Raw genomic sequence first — 18,246 nt, forward strand, 5'->3', positions numbered from 1 at the left:
TTGGCGATCCGAGAACCGATCTATGAAGATTTCTGAAGAAAAAGCAGCAGCTTACATTTGCAGTGAGTCGAACTTAGATATGCGCCACAAGTCGGCGCTTTACCAGCGCGAAATTCGCCCAAAAGAACGTCGAACCTGTCGAGAAAATCGCGCTGCCGGTCGAGCGTCTTCAGGCGCTTTTCCGAGTTCAGCAATGCCGCGCTCTGGCGATCGAGTTCGTCGGCCAGTCTGGCCCTCGAAGGTTTTCGGTCCAAGGCGTCGAATGCGAATGCTGCATCGTCGCGACGCTGCTCGTAGCGGCGACGCAAGCCGTCACGTTCCTGCACGACTTCCTCGCGAAGCGACGCGATCGCCGCCGAAAGCCGGTCGAAGCGCTGCCTGTCCGTGTCCTCGTCACGCGAGGCGGACCGGCTGCGGAAGGGTTTGAACAGGTTCATGTGCACTTTGCCTCTTGCTTCGAGATCATCGTATCTGCGGAGCGACCGATTTGCGATCGGGGGCAGGCCCGGCGCGCTTGGCGATCACCGGCCCCTTGCCGGCATTGAAGAGAAATGCCGGCAGCGCGAAACGGCTGACGAGCTGCATGCCGATGATGGCGGCGACGATGGCAAGGACGGGCTGAAGGAAGAACGAGATCGCAAACAGATCGGAGCCGTAATTGCCGAAGACCCGTCGCAACAGGATGCCGCCGAATTTGAACAGTATCGCGTGGCTGCAGAAGAGGAAGAACGCGTACGGCTCGAACCGAATCAACAGCGATCCGATGTGCGAGCGGCGCAGAACGTCCGTCAGAAGCCAGCATCCGGCGGCCATGGTCACGCGCAGCAGCGTGTCCAGCACGATGCGCAGCGTCTCGTTCATCTCACCGATCGACACGCGCCCGATGCGCAAGGCGAGGAAGATCGCCACCATGATGGCGAGGCCCGCCAGGAGCGGTCGCAGCGCGCGGTCGAGCGACCATTCGCCGATATCGGCCAGGCGCAGCCACATGCCGATGGCGAAGAACAGCAGCAATTGCGGCCGCTGCATGAGATACCAGTCTGTGCCGAACAGCGTATAGGCGGCCAGCACGGCGAACACCGCCGGCGCCGACCGGCGCAGGCCGATCAGCACAAGCGGCGACACGAGACAGCAGACGAACAGGTCGCGCAGGAACCAGAGCGGGACGACAAGCGGCCATTCGGTCAGTGCGAGAAAGGCATTGGCGATGCCGAGTGGCGTCGCCTGCGGCATGTCGCGCCAATTGTCCGAAAGCATGCCATAGGCGACGAGCAGCGCAAGCATCAGCGCGTTCCATGAAACGAGCGGAACGACGAGGGTGCGCAGCTTGGCGGCGACGACGCGGGCCGGGCCCGCCTTGACGAGACTGGAAACGATGAAATAGCCCGAGACGATGCCGAGCAGGGAGACGGAACTCAGGCCGATCAGCCGCGTGAGGACGAAATAGACGATGTCGAAAAACCCGGCCTCGCGATCGTAGACGTTCTCGGCTATGCCGGGCTGCACGTGGACGAAGGTCATAAAAGCGATGCACAGCGTTCGCGCGATCGCGACACGCTGCGACATGGAGTTCGAAACAGGTGGAACGGCGTAAGGTGCAGGATGGGTCTGCAACATCGACTTCTCCGGTCTTGCATGGGCCAGCCGCGCCTCAGGCTGAAGCGGACGTGTCCGGGCACGAGTTGAAGGCATGACAGGCTGGAAGCTGCCAAAGCTGTTCTCTTCCGGGTCTTCCGAAACGGGCCAAAGGCGCGGTCCGGCGCGGCTTCGCCTCGATATCGAGGGGTTCGTCGTCTACGCCGTCGGCGACGTGCATGGCTGCCTCGACGAGTTGCTGGCGCTGGAGGCGGTCATCGCCGATGACGCATCGCGGCTTGGCGGCGAAAAGCTGATCATCATGCTCGGCGACTATGTGGATCGCGGCCCGCGCTCGCGCGACGTGATGGAACATCTGTCGCGGCCGCCGCCGCCCGGCTTCGACCGCATCTGCCTGATGGGCAACCATGAACGGTTCATGCTCGATTTCCTCGACGACCGCATCGCGCTCGCCGACTGGCTGACGGTCGGCGGGTTGCCGACGCTTGCCTCCTACGGCATCGAAGCCGGCGATTTGCGCGCGCTGGGCTCCGATCCCGCACGCATCGCCGCCAGGGTGCGGGCAGCCGTCCCGGCGCATCACGCGGACCTTTTGCGTGCGATGCCGATCCTGATCGACACCGGCCATTTCCTGTTCGTCCATGCCGGCATCCGGCCCGGCGTCGCGCTCGAGGACCAGCGCGACGAGGATTTGCTCTTCATCCGCAAGGCATTCCACGAGGCGTCGCACCGTCTGCCGCGCTATGTCGTCCACGGCCACACGCCTGTCGACACGGCCGAGCGCATCGGCCGTCGGATGAATCTCGACACCGGCGCATTCAGGACCGGGCGGCTGACCGCGCTGCGCATCTGGCAAAATCGCGGGCGCTTTCTTTCGAACCGCCACTAACCGCTCTGCTCGCCATAATAGGCGGCATAGCGATGGAAGTAGCGCTCCGCGCCACCCGCCGATCCGTATTTGGGCAGGCGCTTCATGTCCGTTTTGTTCAAGATGACGCCCATCGTCCTGGCGGCGATCTGCGGTTCGCCCTGCAGGGTCTGGCGGACGAGCGCGCGAGGGGTCCCGCCCCATTCGGTGACGAATAGGAAACCGTCGGCGAGCGGCGCGAAGGCGCGGGCGTCGATCACGGGACCGAGCGGCGGCAGGTCGATGACGATATAGTCGAAATGACTGCGCATTTCCTCGAGCATCGTGCCCATCGCCTGGCCGGAGATCAGTTCGCTGGTATGGGACAGCCTCCCGCGGAGGACCGCCGGCAGGATCGACAGGCCTGTCTTCTGGTCTGCCAGAAGCGCGTTCTGCCAGGCAACGCGTCCGACGAGCGCTTCGACCAGTCCCGCCTTGGGCTGCGATCCGAGCCGGCGGCTCAAGCCCGGATTGCGCAGATCGCCGTCGATCAGGACCGTGCGGGCGCCATTGGCCGCCAGCAGTCCGGCAAAGTTCGCGGCCGCCGTCGTCTTGCCCTCGCGCGGCAGAACGGACACGAAGCCCATGACCTTCGAGGGCTTGTCATGCAGCACGACATCGCTCGCCAGCTTGGCGCTGCGCAGGGTGTCGGCGAAAAGCGAGGCAGGGGAAAAGACGGCGATCCTCAAGAGGCTCGACCCGGTATGGTCGAGCGCGCTCGGCTCGCCAGTCGGCGTGCTGGGTTGGGCTCGCATCGATCGGGTCGAGCCCAACAGCGGCAGGTAGCCGAGGAAATCGAGGCCGAGCCCGTCGCGGACGTCGTCGCCGGTGCGCAGGAAGCGTTCGCGGAATTCCAGCAATCCGCCGATGCCGGCCCCGGCCATCAGGCCGAGCGTCGCGAAGAGACCGAGGGCGAGCGTCTTGCTGGGGCTCGAGGGCGAAACCGGGTTGTTCGCCTGCGAAATCACGCGGGCCTCGGCGATCGGGAAGGATTGCTGCTGCGAGGCCTCCTCGTAGCGGGCGAGGAACGTCTCATAGAGCTTTCCGAGCGCGGAGGATTGCTGCTCCAATTCGCGCAGCTTGACCATCGACTGGCCGGTCGCCGAACTCTCGCCGCTCATCGTTCCGACATTTTCGCGCAGCGAAGCCTCGCGGGTGCGCGCCACCTCAAATTCGGTCCGGTAGCTTTCCGTGACCTGCCGCAGCTCCTGGAAAATCTGGCGGCGGAGCTCGCCGCCCTGATTGCGCAGGGCGACGGCCTGCGAATGATCCTCGCCGAACCGCGCCTCGATCTCCTGTGCACGCTCGGTGATCGACAGGTAGCGTGTCTTCAGGTCGGTCAGGACGGAACCTTGCGCCAGGTCCGTGGGGATGATCGCGTTGTCGACTGCGTTCTCCTCGCCGTTATCGATGATCGCCTTGTACTGATCGTAGCGGGCGCGCGCATTGGCCGTCTCGGCCTGCGCCAGGACGAGCTGGTTGTTGAGGTCGGACAATTGCTGTTCCGAAACGAGTTCGCCGCGGGCGGCCGTCAGGCCGTTTTCCGCACGAAATTGTTCGGCCGCCATCGAGGCGGACAGCCAGTCGGTGCGCAGCTGATCGAGACGCCCCTGGAGCCAGGTGACGGCAAGCTGCGTTGCGTCGAAATTCGCGTCGAGCTGGTCGGACAGATATTGTTCGGCATAGGCGCGCGCGACCGATCCGGCGATCTCGCGATCCTTGGCGCTGTACTTGACCTCGATGACGAAGCTGCGCCCGACGCGTTCGGCAACCAGGTTCTGCTGGAGGATCGCGGAAGCACGCCCGATGCGCGCCTCTTCCGACGGCTCACCGGCACCTGCACTGCCTGAAAGCAGGCGTGCGAGCGAGCGGACCTGACTGCGCAGCCAGCCCTGCGGAGACTGCGGCGGATCGAGAAACGCGGGATTGTCGTGCAGGTCGAGCGTTTCGACGACCACGCGGGCGAGCCGTGCCGATTTCAGGATTTCGACCTCGCTGGCGACCATGGAATCGGCCTGGCTGGGCGCCGGCCGGGCTTCCCGTTCCTCGGTGAACTTGGTCAGGTTCTCGTCGAGCAGGATGCGGGTCGCAGCCGTGAAGGTCGGCGGTGTCACCAGCAGGAACACGCCTCCCAGCACCAGTCCCAGCACCGCACAAAGCGCGACGAGGGACAGGCGTCGGCGCGCCATCGCAAGCAGGCGGTCGAGATCGATGAACTGGTCGGAATCCGCCGGCCTTGTCAGCCGGCGGGTATCCAGGGGGGTATTGCTGTGGTGCATAAGGGGTCGCGCCTGCGGCGCGTCTCGCTTTCTGGCCCGGCTCAGGCCGAGCGGTTGATGCGGGAAGCTTCGTCGGCATGCGAGGCGACGAGCTCCGCGATCGGTCCGAGGACCAGATCGCGGAGGTCGTCACGCGCAAGCGCCATCGCCACATTGGCCTCGATGAAGCCTGCCTTGGAACCGGTGTCGAACATGCGTCCGCTGAAGGGCGCTGCATGGAAGGGCTGGACGCGCGCAAGGCGCGCCATGGCGTCGGTCAACTGGATTTCGTTGCCCGCGCCGCGCTCCTGCGTTTCGAGCAGATCGAAGATTTCCGGCTGCAGGATGTAGCGGCCGTTGATGTAAAAGTTCGACGGCGCCTGCGACGGTTCGGGCTTTTCCACCATTTCGGTGATCGCGAAACCGGCGCCGACGGGACCGCCCTTGCCGACAATGCCGTATTTGGCCGTCTCGAGCGGATTGCACTGCTCGACCGACAGCACGTTGCCGCCTGCTTCGCGGTAAAGCTGCATCGCCGTCGCGAGGCATCCGCGAACGCCGAACGAGACCATGTCCGGCAGCAGGAGGGCGAAGGGCTCGTCGCCGATCAGGTCGCGCGCGCACCAGACCGCGTGGCCGAGACCATGCGGTGCCTGCTGGCGCGTGAAGCTGACGCGGCCGGCATCGAGTTGAAGTGCCTCGATCGCGGCGAGTTCGGCGCTCTTGTTGGCCCGGGTCAGCGTTTCGATCAGTTCGGGCTGGATATCGAAGTGATCCTCGATGACGTGCTTGTTGCGGCCGGTGACGAAGACGATGTGCTCGATCCCCGCCTCGCGCGCCTCGTCGACGGCGTATTGCACGACGGGACGGTCGACGACGGTCAGCATCTCCTTCGGCATCGCCTTCGTCGCGGGCAGGAACCGCGTGCCGAGGCCCGCAACCGGGATCACCGCTTTTCTGACTTTTTTCATCTGGTCTTCCATTCCATCGGTTTGAGCACCCCGCCCGTTTCGTCGCCCTCGAACTCCTATCCGTCCGCCGCCATGGCGGACCGCCGCCCGGCAAGGCGGCGCAGCCGGGCCATGATCGGCATCTTCAGGAGGCGGATCGCGGCCGGATCGGAAAAAGCCGCCTGCACCGCTCGATGCGCCGAACGCGCCTTGAGATGGGCGACGATGTCGAGAAACGTGGCCGCCTCGCGAAGACTGCGCGTGCGGCGCGCCTGGGCGGCCTTGGCCTCGTCGTCCAGCGCATGGCGCGACAGGAAGCGTTCGTCGCCTTCAAGGATCGCCGCGACGTGTTGCGGCTTCAATACGCGCGAGACCGAACCGTCGACGAGGTGATACCCGTAGCCGGGCTCTGGCTCGATGACGCAGCGCGCCCCATGCGCGAGCGCGTCGGCGACGAGCAGGTAGTCCTCGCCGATCCTCAGCCCCTCGTCATAGACGATGGCATGCGCGCGCATGAATTCGCGCGCGAAGACCGGCTTGAGATAGCCGAGCGAAAACTCGGCGTCGAACATCAGATTGCCGGCGATGAAGGAGGAGAGCGTCACGGTCGGCTGAGCTTCGAGGCGTTCGCGGCCGAACATCGGGCGCGACGAAGGTGGCGCGCCGCGCTCGTCGATGACGAGCAGGTCGTCGAGGACGATCTGCGCTCCGGCATCTTCGGCGCGCGCAAGGAGACGGGCGCTGCGGCCCGGCGCCACGGTATCGTCCGCATCGAGCACGGCAAGGTAGCGGCCTCTGGCGAGCGCGAAGCCGGCGTTGCGCGCCGCGCCTGGCCCGCCATTGACGCGCTTTTCGACGAGCACGATCCGGTGGTCGGCGATCGCGCGAACGCGCTCGATCGTGGCATCGGCCGACGCGTCGTCGACCACGATGATCTCGACCGACACCTTTTCCTGTGCAAGCGCACTTTCGACCGCGCGCGCGATGGTCTGCTCCGCATTGTAAGCCGCGATCACGAAACTGACGTCAGGCTGCATGGTCGCGCTCCCTTTCGGTGCCGGCGGAAGCGTCGCCGTAAAGGGTGATTTCTCGCACGCCGAGAAGACCGCTGACCACGCCGCCATGCATGATCGAGCGCAGCGCGTATCGATTGCGCGCGACGGGCCGAAGCCCGGTCAAGACGGCGCCACCGGCGCAGAAGGCAGCCTTGGCTGCGGCGAGCGCGACGGCCTTGCCGCTCGTGCCGCCGCTGGCCTTCGCGAGCAGCCGTCCGTGCGTCTGGCCGGTGCGGAAGCGCCGCTTTGCCAACCAGCCGAACTGCGCACGGTCGGCGGGGACGGGTTCGCTCGCGAGTGCCGTCTCGGCAAATGCGAGGCGCCCGCCATCGCGCACCATGCCGGTGAAGAATTCGGTGTCCTCGCCGCCGGTACGGCCCAGAGCCAGGTCGAACCGTCGGCCCTTAAGCGACGGAGCCGCGACGTTCATCAGGACGTTGCAGGTGTAGCCGGTCAACAGTTTGCCGCGAACGAAGACCGGGTTGGTCGAATGAAAGTCGCCGCGCCGCATCCAGGCGGGCGCCGCGTCGCCATAGATCGCGGCAACCGGGCCCAGAACCGCGTCGGCCCCCGTCTGGCGCGCCTTGGTGGCGAGCGCAGCCAGCCAGTCCGGCGAAGCGCTGCAGTCATCGTCGATGAAGGCCAGCCATTCCGCCTGCGAATGGTCGAGGCAGGCGTTGCGGGCGAGCGAAATGTTGGACGCCGGGCAGTGAACATAGACGACCGGGAACGGCAAGCGCCCAGCCATCTCGCCGACGATGCGCTCGGCGCTCGGCCCGATGTCGTTGTCTGCGACGATCAACCGGGGCGTCACACCGTCCGGAACCACAAGCGCGCCAAGTGAGCGCAGCGTGTCGGCAAGCTGCGGGCGCCTGTAGGTGCAGACCGCGATGTCGATGCACAACGTTTCGGTCATCGGGCACCCGATCGTTTGCGTCCTGGCGAGACGAGTTGAAGCCAGAAGCCGGCAGACCAGGCGAGATGCATGATCATGGCCGAGACGCCTGCCAACAGCCCGTTTCGCTCGCCGCGGAACAGGGCGAGCCAGCCGCCATAGGCAAGGCAGGCCCCGATCCAGACGAAAGCCGGCACAATGGCGGCAAGGCTGACGACGGCCAGCAACGCCCCGGCAACGGCCGGCGCCACCATAAGCGGGATCATCTGGCGCATCTTCGGGACGGATCGGTGCTTCAGGACATTTCTGGCCCGCCCGCGCCCATAAGCGAAATACTGCCTGAAAAGCGCATCCGGCGTCGTGCGCGGAAAATAGGTCATGAAGGTGCGGTCGGTCATCCAGATCTGGAAGCCGGCGACGTTCAGCCGGTGGTCGAGTTCGGCGTCCTCATTGTGGCTGAAACTCTCGTCATAGCCGCCGATGGCGCGAAACGCGGCAACCGACATCAAGGCGTGGTGGCCATGGTCGATCCAGCGGCCCGTCGCGCCCGCCCTGTGCTTCGATCCACCATTGCCCAGCGGCGAGTTCTGCGCCAGCGCCGTCGCCTGCTGGAAGGGCACCTCGCCCGCCGTCTTCATCGCCACGACGACCGAATCTGCGCCGGTACGCACCGCTTCCTCGACGAGCCTGTCGCAGTAATCGTCCGGGTAGCCGCCATGGGCATCGATGCGGATGAAGTAGTCGTAAGTCTCGCCATGATCGGCGACCGCCATGTTGATTGCGGCGCTCTGAATGCGGCGTGGATTTTCGATCAGCCGGACGCGCGGGTTGCGCGCTGCAAGGTCTTCGACGAGGCTCACCGTGCCGTCGCTGCTGCCACCGTCCACCACCAGGATCGGCATGTCGAGACGCTCGGCCGACGGCATCAATCTTGCGATGAGGTCGGCGATATGGACGGCCTCGTCGAGGCACGGGATGACCACCATCGTGCGCGGCAATTCGGTGCCGGGTTCATCGGTCATGACGCGCTGTGCCAGTTCCTGCAAGGTCATGCCGCCGCTCTCAATTCCGGTTGCAGGCGAAGGCTCGACAGTCGCGACACGAGGGCTTCGCAGTCGCTGCGCGTCGCCGTCCAGGTTGCGGGATCGATGGCATCGAGCCGTGCGCGGTGAGCCGCAAACCCGGCCGCGTCAAGGTTTGAGAAGACGCGCACCAGTTCGTCGGCGGAGCATGTGTCGAGCACGATGCCGATGCCGCGATCTGCGAGAAACCTGGCGGTCTCGGTGCCGGCGCGTGCAATGGGAATCGCGCCGTGGCGACCGCCTTCATAAAGACGGTTCGGCAGGAGCCATTCGGAGTTCAGGCCTTCCTCGAAGAAGTCGATGGCCCAATTAAAGTGAACCTCGCCATAAATCGCCTCGAGATCGTCCGGGTTTCGATAGGGGCCGTGGAAGGCGACATGAGGCGCGGCTTCGACCAGAGCGTCGAAATCGGGAATGGCGTCATAGGCGGGACGACCGCGCAGGACGAGTTCGACACGGCCATCGAGACGACGCGTCAGATCGATCAGCGTGTCGAGCGACCGCGCGCAACGCAGCGCGCCGAACCAGCCGATCTTCCATGGCTCGCCACCGGCCGGGCGCGTTGGCGCCAGGGATCGTCCGTTCAGATCGAGGACCTTGTTTTCAAGCAGCAGCGCCGGCGCGTCGAGCTGGCCATGGGGCTCGAAATAATCGCGCAGGAAGGCCGGCGAACTCGTCAAGAGAAGTTGCGCGCTTCGTGCGAAACGACGCTCGGCGGCGCGCATGGCACGGCCGACCGCATTGCCGGCCAATAGCAGTCGGTGAATGTCGAGGCTTTCGTAGACGATGGCCGGGCGAGCGGGGAAAAGCCCCTTCGCACGGTCGGCCAAGGCCAGCATTTCCAGATGCCGGGCGATGATGATGTCGGGCTGATCGACGGCGGCGAGCCGCGCGCGCAAGGCCAATGCCGCGCCGGCGACGGCCGCGATGCGCTGGGCGAACTTGCCATCGCGCGTGACGCCAAGATCGATCGGGACGGACCCGCCAAGCCGCGTCGGAGCCGTGCGGTCGTCGCGCCTGAACCCCGCGACGGCCACACGCGCTCCGCCCGCCTCAAGCATCGCCACGCGTCGGCTGACGGCAGGATCGGTCAGATCATGAACGAGATAGAGCACGTGAAGCATGCCGGTTTCAGTCCGCGCAGGCGACGGATTCGGGGAACTGGCATTCGTCGCCGGGCGCGGTGAACGCGACGCGATCGATTTCGGCCGCCACCGGCTCGCCGGGCGCTTCGAACGCCCCCATCCAGGATGTCAGCGTGTCCGAGCCCCAAAGGCTCAGATAGATCTTGGACGCGTGGCTGGGCAGCTTGTCCGGATCGGTCGCTTCGTGGACGAGTTCGCCATTGACGTACCAGGCGATGCGGCCTTCCTCCCAGACGAAGGCGTAGTCGTTGAAGTCGTCGGCCGCGCCGCCAGTCACTTCGACCAGTTTCTCGTCGCCGACATTCTCGCCATCGACATACTGGTTCACCTGCACCTTCGACGGGTCCTTGCCGAGCACCTCGAAATCGATCTCGTCATGCGGCTGTTTGTGGACGGGGCCGATATAGGTGAAGAACCCGGTGTTGAGACCCGAACCCTCCACTGCCTTCATCCGCACCTCGTAGGTGCCGTAGCCGAAACGTTCATTCGTCTGCACTTCTCCGCAGACGTTCTCGCGATCCTTGTAACGCTCGGCAGCGAAGCCGAGCCGCAGGACGCCATCTTCCACCGCGACCTGATCTTTCGACCAGGTGCAATTCTGATGATCGCCGTTGGACCAGCCATCGGAAACGTACCAGCGTTCGGAAGTGAGATCGTCGAATTCCTCGATGAAGGAGGCGCCACCTTCGACGGCATGGGCAATGGTCGTGCCTGACGCGAGCGCGGCAATGATCGTTGAAGCAGCGATGGTGCGCAGCCGGGTCGGTTCGTGAGCCATGGGTCCTTTACCTCTTCGTTCGCCGCCCCCTCCCAAGGGCCGCTGCGGAAACCTCCCGATGAAGCGTTTGCTGCAATGCAAATAGCCTCGCGACCGGATGAGAATGTGGCTGCACGCCCAAAAGCAGCGCCGGCCGGGATAACGAATTGTGAGGCCGCGTTAGTATCGCCCTCTGCCGGCCACGCGCATTGTCGGCCCAAATCCAGCATCCGCATGCTGCACTGCGACATGCGTCCGGTAACGTGAATCAGGATGCCGGGTCGGGTTGCGCCCGATTGCGGAATTTCGCGACCATGCCGAATAAATCGCGAAGCAGTGCCCGTTCCGTCAGGAGAATGAGCACTGCGTAGATCATGGCACCGGCAGCGGCGCCGATCGCTATCTGGACGACGGGACCGAAATCCGATTCGCGCAATCGGTCGACGAGGACCCGAACAGCGACGGCCATTACGAGGGCGCTTGCCATCGGCCGGCAGGTAGCGAGAAAATTGCGCAGGAAAGGAACGTCGTCGGTTCGGAACACGGTCCAGCAATAAAAGACGAGCGTTGCGGCATTCGCAATGCAAAGCCAGATCATCGCCTGGACGAGCCCGCCCGAAATCGCACCATAGGCCACCGCCGCGCTGACGAGTACGGCGCGGGTGACGGCGACCCACCAGAGCACATGGCTTTTGCCGACGCCCTTCAGATAGGGAATGTAGGTGCTGCACGGCGCCAATATGCCTTTCGACAGCGCCAGCAGGCCGAGCACCGGCCAGGCCCAGGCCCATTGCTGGCCGAAGATCACGTACATGCCCGGCTCCGCGATCGCCCAGATGCCGAACATCATCGGCGCGAGGACGAGGCTGCAGACCTGCGTCGACAGAAAAAGCGCCCGCGTGCGTCGTTCCCGGTCGTCGGCGATGTGGCTGAAAGTCGGGAAGAGCACGCCCATCAGCGCCGCCAGAACAATTTGGTTCGGAATGCTCGCGAAGCGGTTCGCGGCCGAATAGGCCCCCGCCTCCGCGATGCCGAGAAAGCGCGAGACGATCACGAGCGGCGACTGGAACGTGACGAAGTTGAAGATTTCGGACCCCATCAGCCCCGCGCTGTAGCCCCACAGTGCGCGAACCCGGGCAAGCGAGAAGACGAGGCGCGGCCGGTAGCCGGTGGCGTAGAAGAGACCTCCGAGACGCAGGATCGCCGACAGGAACAGTTGAGCGACCAGCGCCCACATGCCCCACCCCGCCAGCGCCAGCGCGACGGCGCACAGCGCCCCGGCAGATTCGGACAGGACGCTCCAGAAGGCATCCTTGTCGAAGGCCATGCGGCGGGCGAGCAGCGCATAGGCGACGTCGCCGCAAAGCAGGATCGGGATGATCAGCGCCATGATTTGGACCACACCGCCGCCCCCCGGCGCGCCCATCATCGCCGCCAGCGGTTCGGCGAACACGAAAAGCGCCAGCGCCATGGCAATTGCCATCGCAAAATTGGTCCAGAAAACCGAATGCACCGTCGTTTCGTCATGGGTGCGCTCGACCACCAATGCGGCAGCCAGACCGGCGCCGCCGACCATGGTCAGGAACAGTACGACCAGTTGCGCGACGGCGACGATGCCGAATTCCTCCGGGCTCAGAAGCCGGGCCAGGATCGGAACCGTGACAAATTTCAGCCCGAAAGTGCTGGTCTTCGAGAAGATGCTCCAACCGACATTGTTGGTCACCGTTCGCAGCGAGATCACTGGCGCCATCGGCAATTTCTCTTTCGTACTGGTCGTGGGACCAGTCAGGCAGGTCCGGTGAAATCGGCATCCAGACGCGGCCAGATCGCTGCGTCGTGCGAACCTTCCATCGTCAGAAAAGGCACGAAAAGATGACGAAGTGCAGCGTGGTCATTCCCTATTACCAGCGCGAAGCGGGCATATTGCGCCGGGCACTGGCCTCGGTGTTCGCGCAGTCGCATACATGTTTCGACATCATCATCGTCGACGACGAATCGCCTTCTCCGCTCGAGCCCGAACTCGCCGTACTCAGTGCCGAGGAACGCCGGCGCATCCGCGTCGTGACCCAGAAGAATGCCGGTCCGGGCGCGGCGCGAAATGCCGGCCTCGACGCCGTTTCGGCCGACAGCGACTATGTCGCGTTTCTCGATTCCGACGACGAATGGACGCCCGATCATCTCAAGATCGCCGTCGAAAACCTGTCACGTTTTGAGGCGGACTGTTATTTCGCGTCGATTTCGGGCGGCGAGGCCTTCCACTACCATTTCGGCGTCTCCGCGCTTGCGGACGTGACGGAAATCACCCGCCTCAGCGACGATCCGCCTGTCGTGGAAATTCCCGACATCGCCAGCGTGATGCTCCGGAACTGGAGCTTCATGCACCTGTCTGCGATGGTGATCGGCGCGCCGCTATTCCGCTCCACGCGCTTCGAGGCCGCCCTGCGGCTGGCGGCCGAGGACGTGCTCTTCTTCTACGAATGCGTGCGCACTGCCCGGCGCACCATCCTGTCCGACGCCATCGGTGCGACGCGCGGCGAAGGCGTCAACATCTTTCACGGCGTCGACAGCGGCTCCCCACTCTTCCTCAGACAGCAGTTCAATACCTGGGTCGCGCTCGACAGGCTCGAGACGCGGTTTTCGCACGATGCGCAGGATCGCGCGTCGATCGCGTCTTACAAGCAAACCGCCCGGCAGCAGGCATTATGGGGACAGGCGCGGTTGCTTCGCGAGCGCAAGACGCCGCAATTTCGCCAGCTCGCCGGCTGGGCCTGGCGCGACCCGCGCATCGTGACCAGCGCGATGCGACTTGCCGCCGGCAAGTTTCTGCCGAAGGCCGGCCCGCGATGACCCCGTTCTACTGGGAATCCGCGCACGGCAATTTCGGCGACGATCTGAACCTGTGGCTCTGGGATTTTCTGCTGCCGGGCTTTCGCGACGTCGCCGACGACGTCCTCCTCGTCGGAGTCGGCACGGTGCTCAACGCAAAGCTGCTGCCGCCCTCCGGACGAAAGCTCGTGATCGGCAGCGGTTTCGGCTATGGCGAAATGCCGGACATGTCCGGTCCCGACTGGGACATACGCGCGCTACGCGGGCCGCTGACTGCGCAAAAGCTCGGCCACGATCCATCGCTCGGGATCATCGACCCGGCGGTGATGGTGACCGAAATGCCGGAGTTCCGATCGATCGAGAAGATTGGCGGCACGGTGTTCGTGCCGCATTGGGAATCGACCATTGGCGGACTGTGGCCGCAACTTTGCGACCTTGCCGGAATTGGCTATGTCGACCCGTGCGGGGAGGCGAAGCATGTGATCAGGCAGATCGCCGGCGCCGATCTGGTCATCGCCGAATCCATGCATGCGGCGATTCTAGCCGACGCATTCCGGGTGCCGTGGGTCGCCGTGTCGACATCGGCGAGCATCAACAGCTTCAAGTGGAACGACTGGGCGCGCTCGCTCGAGTTGACCTATGCGCCGCGCCGAATCGCGCTCTCCTCCCGCGCCGAGGCGATCACCAAGGGAGCGCGCTTCTGGGGTGTCGACTATTCGGAAAGGGAGCAGGAGGCACCAGTTCGCGGCGGCGATCTCCTGCTCGCAGAACGGCAGACAACGCAGGCAACGGGCCTGCGGTCTCTGGCGAAAAACCTGCTCGGGAGCCCGGCCGCGCTCGGGCTGTGGCGCGCCGCCCGCGCCAAACCGCGACTGAGCGACGGCGCTATCCTTCAGGCTCGCAAGGACCGGCTCGTTTCCGTTCTCGACGAGGTCCGCCGCGACTACTTCTGAGAGACCTTGCGGGCCTGCAGCAGGAAACGCGGTTGCTCGACCTGCGCAGGTCCCCGCATCGGTCCGCCGCTCCGCGCTGCCTGCCATTTGTCAGATGCGATGCCGCCGACGACCGCCGGAATGGCCGATGGTCGTGCGAGCAGTTCGAGCCCGGCGCGCAAGGGACCGGCCTGCCCCTTCCGATCCAAAAAGTTGCGCAATTCATATCGACCGCGGATATGGCGCTCATGACGACGCAACGCCTGCTCGTCGGCCGGTTCGAGGCGAATCGAGGCCAGGATGCCGCGATCGGCCTCGTAGAGATGCTTCAGATCCAGTGTCCGGTGCCGTCCGCTGAGCGAGCCGGCGCGCACGACGGCACCATAACCGCAATGGCGCACCACCTTGTAACGCGCGCCGAGCGCCAATGCGCGCGCATAGAGGTCGAAATCCTCGCCCAGCCGCAGGGTTTCGTCGTAGCGCAAGCCATGCCGGTCGAGAAAGGACCGCCGCATGACCGGTTTCAAGAACCCGATCTCGCCCCGCTCGGCACCCTTGCGGGAGATGTTTCCGTCAACGAACGCCTTGAACCCGATGAAGCTCGGCTCGGCCTGGAAGGCGGGAATTTCGGGCAGGCTTCCCGCCTGGCGCTCATCGACGAAGACGATGTTGTCGGCGACGAAATCCCAATCCTCTCCGTCGAGCATTTCGTCGAAGCGGCCGGCGATGAAAAAATCGTCGGCATCGAGGATCGCAAGGAAAGGCGCCTTCGAACGGGCGATCGCGACGTTGCGCGCGTGAGCGGGCCCACGATTTTCGTCCAGCCGAATGACACTGACCCGCCCGGTGTCATCGTCGCCGGCCTGCGCCGCCCCAATCGTCGCATCATCACGCGATCCGTCATCGACGATCACGATCTCCTTCACCCGCGGCTCGTTTAGTGCGGAGGAAACCGCGCGGCCGATCGTGGCCGCCGCATTCATGGCAGCGATGACGACGCAGACATCGGCAGCGATCGGCTCGTTGGGGCGCGATGGCATCAAATGCTCACCTCTCGTTTCATTCGAGGGCGAGACATCGGTCAGAACTGTGGCGAGACGGTGCTGGCCGCAGGCGTCTAGGACGAACGTTAGGGGTGCCGCGAGCCTGGGACACTGCCGATGCGCCCCGGCTTCTTGGAGGATGCGGGATCGAGGCCGGGCGAATCGGCCCGCTCATCCTGGGCGTCATTGGCCGGTCCGGCTTTCGTGCGCCCGACCATCCAAAGGACGCCGATCACATAGCCGATCTGGATCAAGGCCGCGCAGATGATCGTATTGATGATAGTCGTCCAGACGGACTGCGTCAGGAAATACGTAACGACCGCAAAAATTGCGATCGCTACCAAGAATCCACGCAGGAACAACGAGAACGACATCGACGACCCCAAGAAGCCAAGCCGACATGCAACGCGGCGCAGGGCCCCTAGCCTGATTTGGCACCAAGCCTCTTGCGCGCCCCCGCATGCCTTGATCGTCTATAGTCACTTCGTCGAGGCCATGCAATCAAAAGCGCCGGATGCGCTCGACCTATGCTGCATTGCGATAGATAATTCCGCGCTGGCATCGAACGCAATATCGGTATTGATTTACGGCTTTCGCCGGGTGACCGCAAAACCGGAAGTACAAGTCGATATATAGATTATGATGTAAGGCGCCTGATTTATATCAGTCGGATGGTTTCAATTTTCGGTTGCGACTTTCTATTTCCGGAATGCCTTACAATATCCTCACGTCACAAATTATGATTCAATATTTGCCTGTCGTCCGATTGTGGGCACACAACGCGCTTATCTCCACTCCCATGTTTATGGTGCAATGCGAAACAGGCTTTCGCATGTTCGTGCATTTGGAGATCCGTATGAAACTCGCTTCATCCACGGCCAACAGAGAAGAAAAGCGGCGGCTTGGCAGTGACGAGCCGCCTGCCATCGGCGGCGCGTGGAAACGGGTCTTCGACGTCTTCGGCGCGCTCGCCGCGCTTGTCGTGTTCAGTCCGCTCTTCCTCATGCTCGGCATGCTGGTCAAACTGTCGGATGGCGGCAGCGTATTCTACCGCCATGGACGAATCGGCCGAAACGGACGGGTCTTCGACTGCCTGAAATTTCGCACGATGGTGCCCAATGGCGAGGAAGTCCTCGCAGCGCATTTCGTCCGCTGTCCCGAGGCGCGGGACGAATGGCTGGCGACCCGCAAGCTGAAGGACGATCCGCGGGTCACGCGGGTCGGAATCGTCCTGCGAAAGCTCAGCCTCGACGAGCTGCCACAAATCTACAACATCCTCATTGGCGACATGAGCATCGTCGGCCCGCGACCCGTCGTGAAGAAAGAGCTTGAGCTCTACGGCAAGGCGGCGAGCTACTATCTGAAATCGCGTCCCGGTCTCACCGGCCTGTGGCAGATCAGCGGCCGCAACGACGTGTCTTATGCGCAGCGCGTCGCCTACGACATGCACTATGTCGAAAACTGGTCGATCGTTTTCGACATGAAGATCATCCTCAGGACCGTGCCCGTCGTGGTGGCGGCGCGCGGAAGCTATTGATCATGCTGCGCCCCTCGATATTCCGCGGCCTTGCCGGCGCGCTTTGCGTCCTTTCCGGTTCGGTCACTTTCGCGACCGCCGAAGGCTATATGCTCGGCACGATGGACAAGCTCAACATCCGCATCGTCGAATGGCAGACGGCCGAAGGCGCCGTGCGCGACTGGTCGTCGATCAGCGGCGAATATGTCGTCGGCCCCGCCGGCGTCATATCGGTGCCCATCGTCGGCGAAGTCGAGGCGAACGGGCGCACGACCGCGGATGTCGCGACCGAGATCGGCGACGCGCTGCAGCAGAAGCTCGGCCTCATGGATCGCCCGGAAGCCTCCGTCGAGCTTGCCGAGTACCGGCCGTTCTTCCTCTCCGGCGACGTGGCGACGCCGGGTCGCTATCCGTTCGATCCCAACCTCACCGTGCTGAAAGCCGTCAGCATTGCGGGCGGCATGCGCCGCTCGGCCGAGACCGGACAGCGGATCGAGCGCGATTTCATCAATGCCAGCGGCGACGTCGACGTGCTCAGCGCCGACCGAATGCGGCTGATCGCGCGAAAGGCGCGGCTCGAAGCCGAGACGACGGGAAGCGCAGAGATTCAATTCCCGGAGGAACTGAGCGGCACCGAGCAGGGCCAGAAGCTGATCGAGGACGAAACCGCCTTCCGCGATGCCCGCGCCGAACGGCTCGAGCGCCAGCTCGCCGCGATCGACGACCTCAAGGAACTGCTCGAAAACGAGATCGTCGCACTCGAACGGAAGATCACCAGCCAGAACGAGCAGATCGAACTGTCGCGCGAGCAGCTTGCCGGCATCGGCGACCTGGCCGACCGCGGTCTCGTCGTCAACGAGCGCGTGCTGTCCATCGGCCGTTCAGTCGCCGACCTCGAGGGCCGGGTACTCGACATGGAAACCGCCGCCCTGCGCGCCAAGCAGGATATCGCGCAGGCGACGCAGGACGCCAACGCGCTGCGCAACGACCGCGACGCGGAAGTCGCGCAGGAACTCCAGCAGGCCGAAGCCAATCTGGAGGCGGCCAATCTGAAAATCCTGACCAGCAACAGCCTGATGCAGGAAGCCCTGTCGATCGCGCCCGAGGCCGCCGGTGCGGTCGGCGCCGCCGAGCCCGACATCAGCTACGTCATCGTGCGCGAGATCGATGGCGAGCCGCAGGAAATGCCCGCGCAGGAGCACACGCCGGTCCTGCCGGGCGACGTGGTCAAGGTGAAGATCGAGCCGGTCGCGGCTGCCGCAGTCGAGCAGCCAAGCTAGGGCA

The 18,246-nt window shown here is 64.3% G+C and carries 17 protein-coding genes; 5 read left to right on the forward strand and 12 right to left on the reverse strand.

The window, feature by feature from the left end; genetic code table 11:
• Positions 1-20: 20 nt before the first annotated feature.
• On the reverse strand, positions 21-437 hold the full coding sequence (locus ALII_RS0115190) for a hypothetical protein (RefSeq protein WP_024588089.1): 417 nt from the start codon (positions 435-437) through the stop codon (positions 21-23).
• Between the two features lie 25 nt (positions 438-462).
• Positions 463-1,617: an acyltransferase gene (locus ALII_RS0115195; protein WP_024588090.1), complete on the reverse strand. Its 1,155-nt coding sequence runs from the start codon at positions 1,615-1,617 to the stop codon at positions 463-465.
• Between the two features lie 73 nt (positions 1,618-1,690).
• Between ALII_RS0115195 and ALII_RS0115200 the strand changes: the two genes are divergently transcribed.
• Positions 1,691-2,485: a metallophosphoesterase gene (locus tag ALII_RS0115200; RefSeq protein ID WP_029660598.1), complete on the forward strand. Its 795-nt coding sequence runs from the start codon at positions 1,691-1,693 to the stop codon at positions 2,483-2,485.
• Here ALII_RS0115200 and ALII_RS0115205 read toward each other — a convergent pair.
• From ALII_RS0115205 to ALII_RS0115240, 8 genes are all read right to left on the reverse strand, one after another.
• Positions 2,482-4,782, reverse strand: a complete 2,301-nt coding sequence (locus ALII_RS0115205; RefSeq protein WP_024588092.1) for a polysaccharide biosynthesis tyrosine autokinase — start codon at positions 4,780-4,782, stop codon at positions 2,482-2,484. The genes ALII_RS0115200 and ALII_RS0115205 overlap by 4 nt on opposite strands.
• Before the next feature lie 41 nt (positions 4,783-4,823).
• The gene (locus ALII_RS0115210) at positions 4,824-5,732 is read right to left on the reverse strand and encodes a UTP--glucose-1-phosphate uridylyltransferase (protein ID WP_029660599.1); all 909 of its coding nucleotides are present in this window, start codon (positions 5,730-5,732) and stop codon (positions 4,824-4,826) included.
• Positions 5,733-5,788: 56 nt separating this feature from the next.
• Positions 5,789-6,748 (reverse strand): glycosyltransferase family 2 protein, encoded by a 960-nt coding sequence (locus ALII_RS0115215; RefSeq protein WP_024588094.1) that lies wholly within the window; start codon positions 6,746-6,748, stop codon positions 5,789-5,791.
• A complete protein-coding gene (locus tag ALII_RS0115220) occupies positions 6,738-7,682 on the reverse strand; it encodes a glycosyltransferase family A protein (protein ID WP_024588095.1) in 945 nt (314 codons plus the stop codon). Before ALII_RS0115220 ends, ALII_RS0115215 begins: the two co-directional genes overlap by 11 nt.
• Positions 7,679-8,683 carry a glycosyltransferase family 2 protein gene (locus ALII_RS0115225; protein ID WP_024588096.1) on the reverse strand — a complete coding sequence of 335 codons (1,005 nt, stop codon included), beginning with the start codon at positions 8,681-8,683 and terminating at the stop codon, positions 7,679-7,681. Before ALII_RS0115225 ends, ALII_RS0115220 begins: the two co-directional genes overlap by 4 nt.
• Positions 8,684-8,709: 26 nt before the next feature.
• Positions 8,710-9,867: a glycosyl transferase family 1 gene (locus ALII_RS0115230; protein WP_024588097.1), complete on the reverse strand. Its 1,158-nt coding sequence runs from the start codon at positions 9,865-9,867 to the stop codon at positions 8,710-8,712.
• A gap of 7 nt (positions 9,868-9,874) precedes the next feature.
• Positions 9,875-10,666 (reverse strand): glycoside hydrolase family 16 protein, encoded by a 792-nt coding sequence (locus ALII_RS0115235; RefSeq protein WP_024588098.1) that lies wholly within the window; start codon positions 10,664-10,666, stop codon positions 9,875-9,877.
• A gap of 247 nt (positions 10,667-10,913) precedes the next feature.
• Positions 10,914-12,395 (reverse strand): lipopolysaccharide biosynthesis protein, encoded by a 1,482-nt coding sequence (locus ALII_RS0115240; RefSeq protein ID WP_024588099.1) that lies wholly within the window; start codon positions 12,393-12,395, stop codon positions 10,914-10,916.
• A gap of 122 nt (positions 12,396-12,517) precedes the next feature.
• Between ALII_RS0115240 and ALII_RS0115250 the strand changes: the two genes are divergently transcribed.
• Together ALII_RS0115250 and ALII_RS0115255 are read left to right on the forward strand one after the other, a co-directional pair.
• The gene (locus tag ALII_RS0115250) at positions 12,518-13,492 is read left to right on the forward strand and encodes a glycosyltransferase family 2 protein (protein ID WP_024588100.1); all 975 of its coding nucleotides are present in this window, start codon (positions 12,518-12,520) and stop codon (positions 13,490-13,492) included.
• Positions 13,489-14,424, forward strand: a complete 936-nt coding sequence (locus tag ALII_RS0115255) for a polysaccharide pyruvyl transferase family protein (RefSeq protein ID WP_024588101.1) — start codon at positions 13,489-13,491, stop codon at positions 14,422-14,424. The genes ALII_RS0115250 and ALII_RS0115255 overlap by 4 nt, the downstream gene beginning before the upstream one ends.
• On the opposite strand, the gene ALII_RS0115260 is transcribed toward ALII_RS0115255, so the two are convergent.
• Both ALII_RS0115260 and ALII_RS0115265 read right to left on the reverse strand, forming a co-directional pair.
• Positions 14,415-15,443, reverse strand: a complete 1,029-nt coding sequence (locus tag ALII_RS0115260; RefSeq protein WP_024588102.1) for a glycosyltransferase family 2 protein — start codon at positions 15,441-15,443, stop codon at positions 14,415-14,417. The genes ALII_RS0115255 and ALII_RS0115260 overlap by 10 nt on opposite strands.
• A gap of 89 nt (positions 15,444-15,532) precedes the next feature.
• Positions 15,533-15,790 carry an exopolysaccharide production repressor protein gene (locus ALII_RS0115265; RefSeq protein ID WP_161632272.1) on the reverse strand — a complete coding sequence of 86 codons (258 nt, stop codon included), beginning with the start codon at positions 15,788-15,790 and terminating at the stop codon, positions 15,533-15,535.
• A 512-nt stretch (positions 15,791-16,302) separates the two neighbouring features.
• On the opposite strand from ALII_RS0115265, the gene ALII_RS0115270 reads away from it, so the two are divergent.
• Both ALII_RS0115270 and ALII_RS0115275 read left to right on the forward strand, forming a co-directional pair.
• Positions 16,303-16,983, forward strand: a complete 681-nt coding sequence (locus tag ALII_RS0115270; RefSeq protein WP_024588104.1) for a sugar transferase — start codon at positions 16,303-16,305, stop codon at positions 16,981-16,983.
• Positions 16,984-16,985: 2 nt separating this feature from the next.
• Complete coding sequence (locus ALII_RS0115275; protein WP_024588105.1) at positions 16,986-18,242, forward strand: polysaccharide biosynthesis/export family protein; 1,257 nt, start codon at positions 16,986-16,988, stop codon at positions 18,240-18,242.
• Positions 18,243-18,246: the final 4 nt, after the last annotated feature.

The organism is Aliihoeflea sp. 2WW, assembly GCF_000497755.1.
Taxonomy (GTDB): domain Bacteria; phylum Pseudomonadota; class Alphaproteobacteria; order Rhizobiales; family Rhizobiaceae; genus Aliihoeflea.

Bases quoted from the DNA above. Each gene is read 5' to 3' on its own strand.
- ALII_RS0115190 (WP_024588089.1), bottom strand. From the start codon at position 437: ATGAACCTGTTCAAACCCTTCCGCAGCCGGTCCGCCTCGCGTGACGAG.
- ALII_RS0115195 (WP_024588090.1), bottom strand. From the start codon at position 1,617: ATGTTGCAGACCCATCCTGCACCTTACGCCGTTCCACCTGTTTCGAAC.
- ALII_RS0115200 (WP_029660598.1), top strand. From the start codon at position 1,691: ATGACAGGCTGGAAGCTGCCAAAGCTGTTCTCTTCCGGGTCTTCCGAA.
- ALII_RS0115205 (WP_024588092.1), bottom strand. From the start codon at position 4,782: ATGCACCACAGCAATACCCCCCTGGATACCCGCCGGCTGACAAGGCCG.
- ALII_RS0115210 (WP_029660599.1), bottom strand. From the start codon at position 5,732: ATGAAAAAAGTCAGAAAAGCGGTGATCCCGGTTGCGGGCCTCGGCACG.
- ALII_RS0115215 (WP_024588094.1), bottom strand. From the start codon at position 6,748: ATGCAGCCTGACGTCAGTTTCGTGATCGCGGCTTACAATGCGGAGCAG.
- ALII_RS0115220 (WP_024588095.1), bottom strand. From the start codon at position 7,682: ATGACCGAAACGTTGTGCATCGACATCGCGGTCTGCACCTACAGGCGC.
- ALII_RS0115225 (WP_024588096.1), bottom strand. From the start codon at position 8,683: ATGACCGATGAACCCGGCACCGAATTGCCGCGCACGATGGTGGTCATC.
- ALII_RS0115230 (WP_024588097.1), bottom strand. From the start codon at position 9,867: ATGCTTCACGTGCTCTATCTCGTTCATGATCTGACCGATCCTGCCGTC.
- ALII_RS0115235 (WP_024588098.1), bottom strand. From the start codon at position 10,666: ATGGCTCACGAACCGACCCGGCTGCGCACCATCGCTGCTTCAACGATC.
- ALII_RS0115240 (WP_024588099.1), bottom strand. From the start codon at position 12,395: ATGGCGCCAGTGATCTCGCTGCGAACGGTGACCAACAATGTCGGTTGG.
- ALII_RS0115250 (WP_024588100.1), top strand. From the start codon at position 12,518: ATGACGAAGTGCAGCGTGGTCATTCCCTATTACCAGCGCGAAGCGGGC.
- ALII_RS0115255 (WP_024588101.1), top strand. From the start codon at position 13,489: ATGACCCCGTTCTACTGGGAATCCGCGCACGGCAATTTCGGCGACGAT.
- ALII_RS0115260 (WP_024588102.1), bottom strand. From the start codon at position 15,443: ATGCCATCGCGCCCCAACGAGCCGATCGCTGCCGATGTCTGCGTCGTC.
- ALII_RS0115270 (WP_024588104.1), top strand. From the start codon at position 16,303: ATGAAACTCGCTTCATCCACGGCCAACAGAGAAGAAAAGCGGCGGCTT.
- ALII_RS0115275 (WP_024588105.1), top strand. From the start codon at position 16,986: ATGCTGCGCCCCTCGATATTCCGCGGCCTTGCCGGCGCGCTTTGCGTC.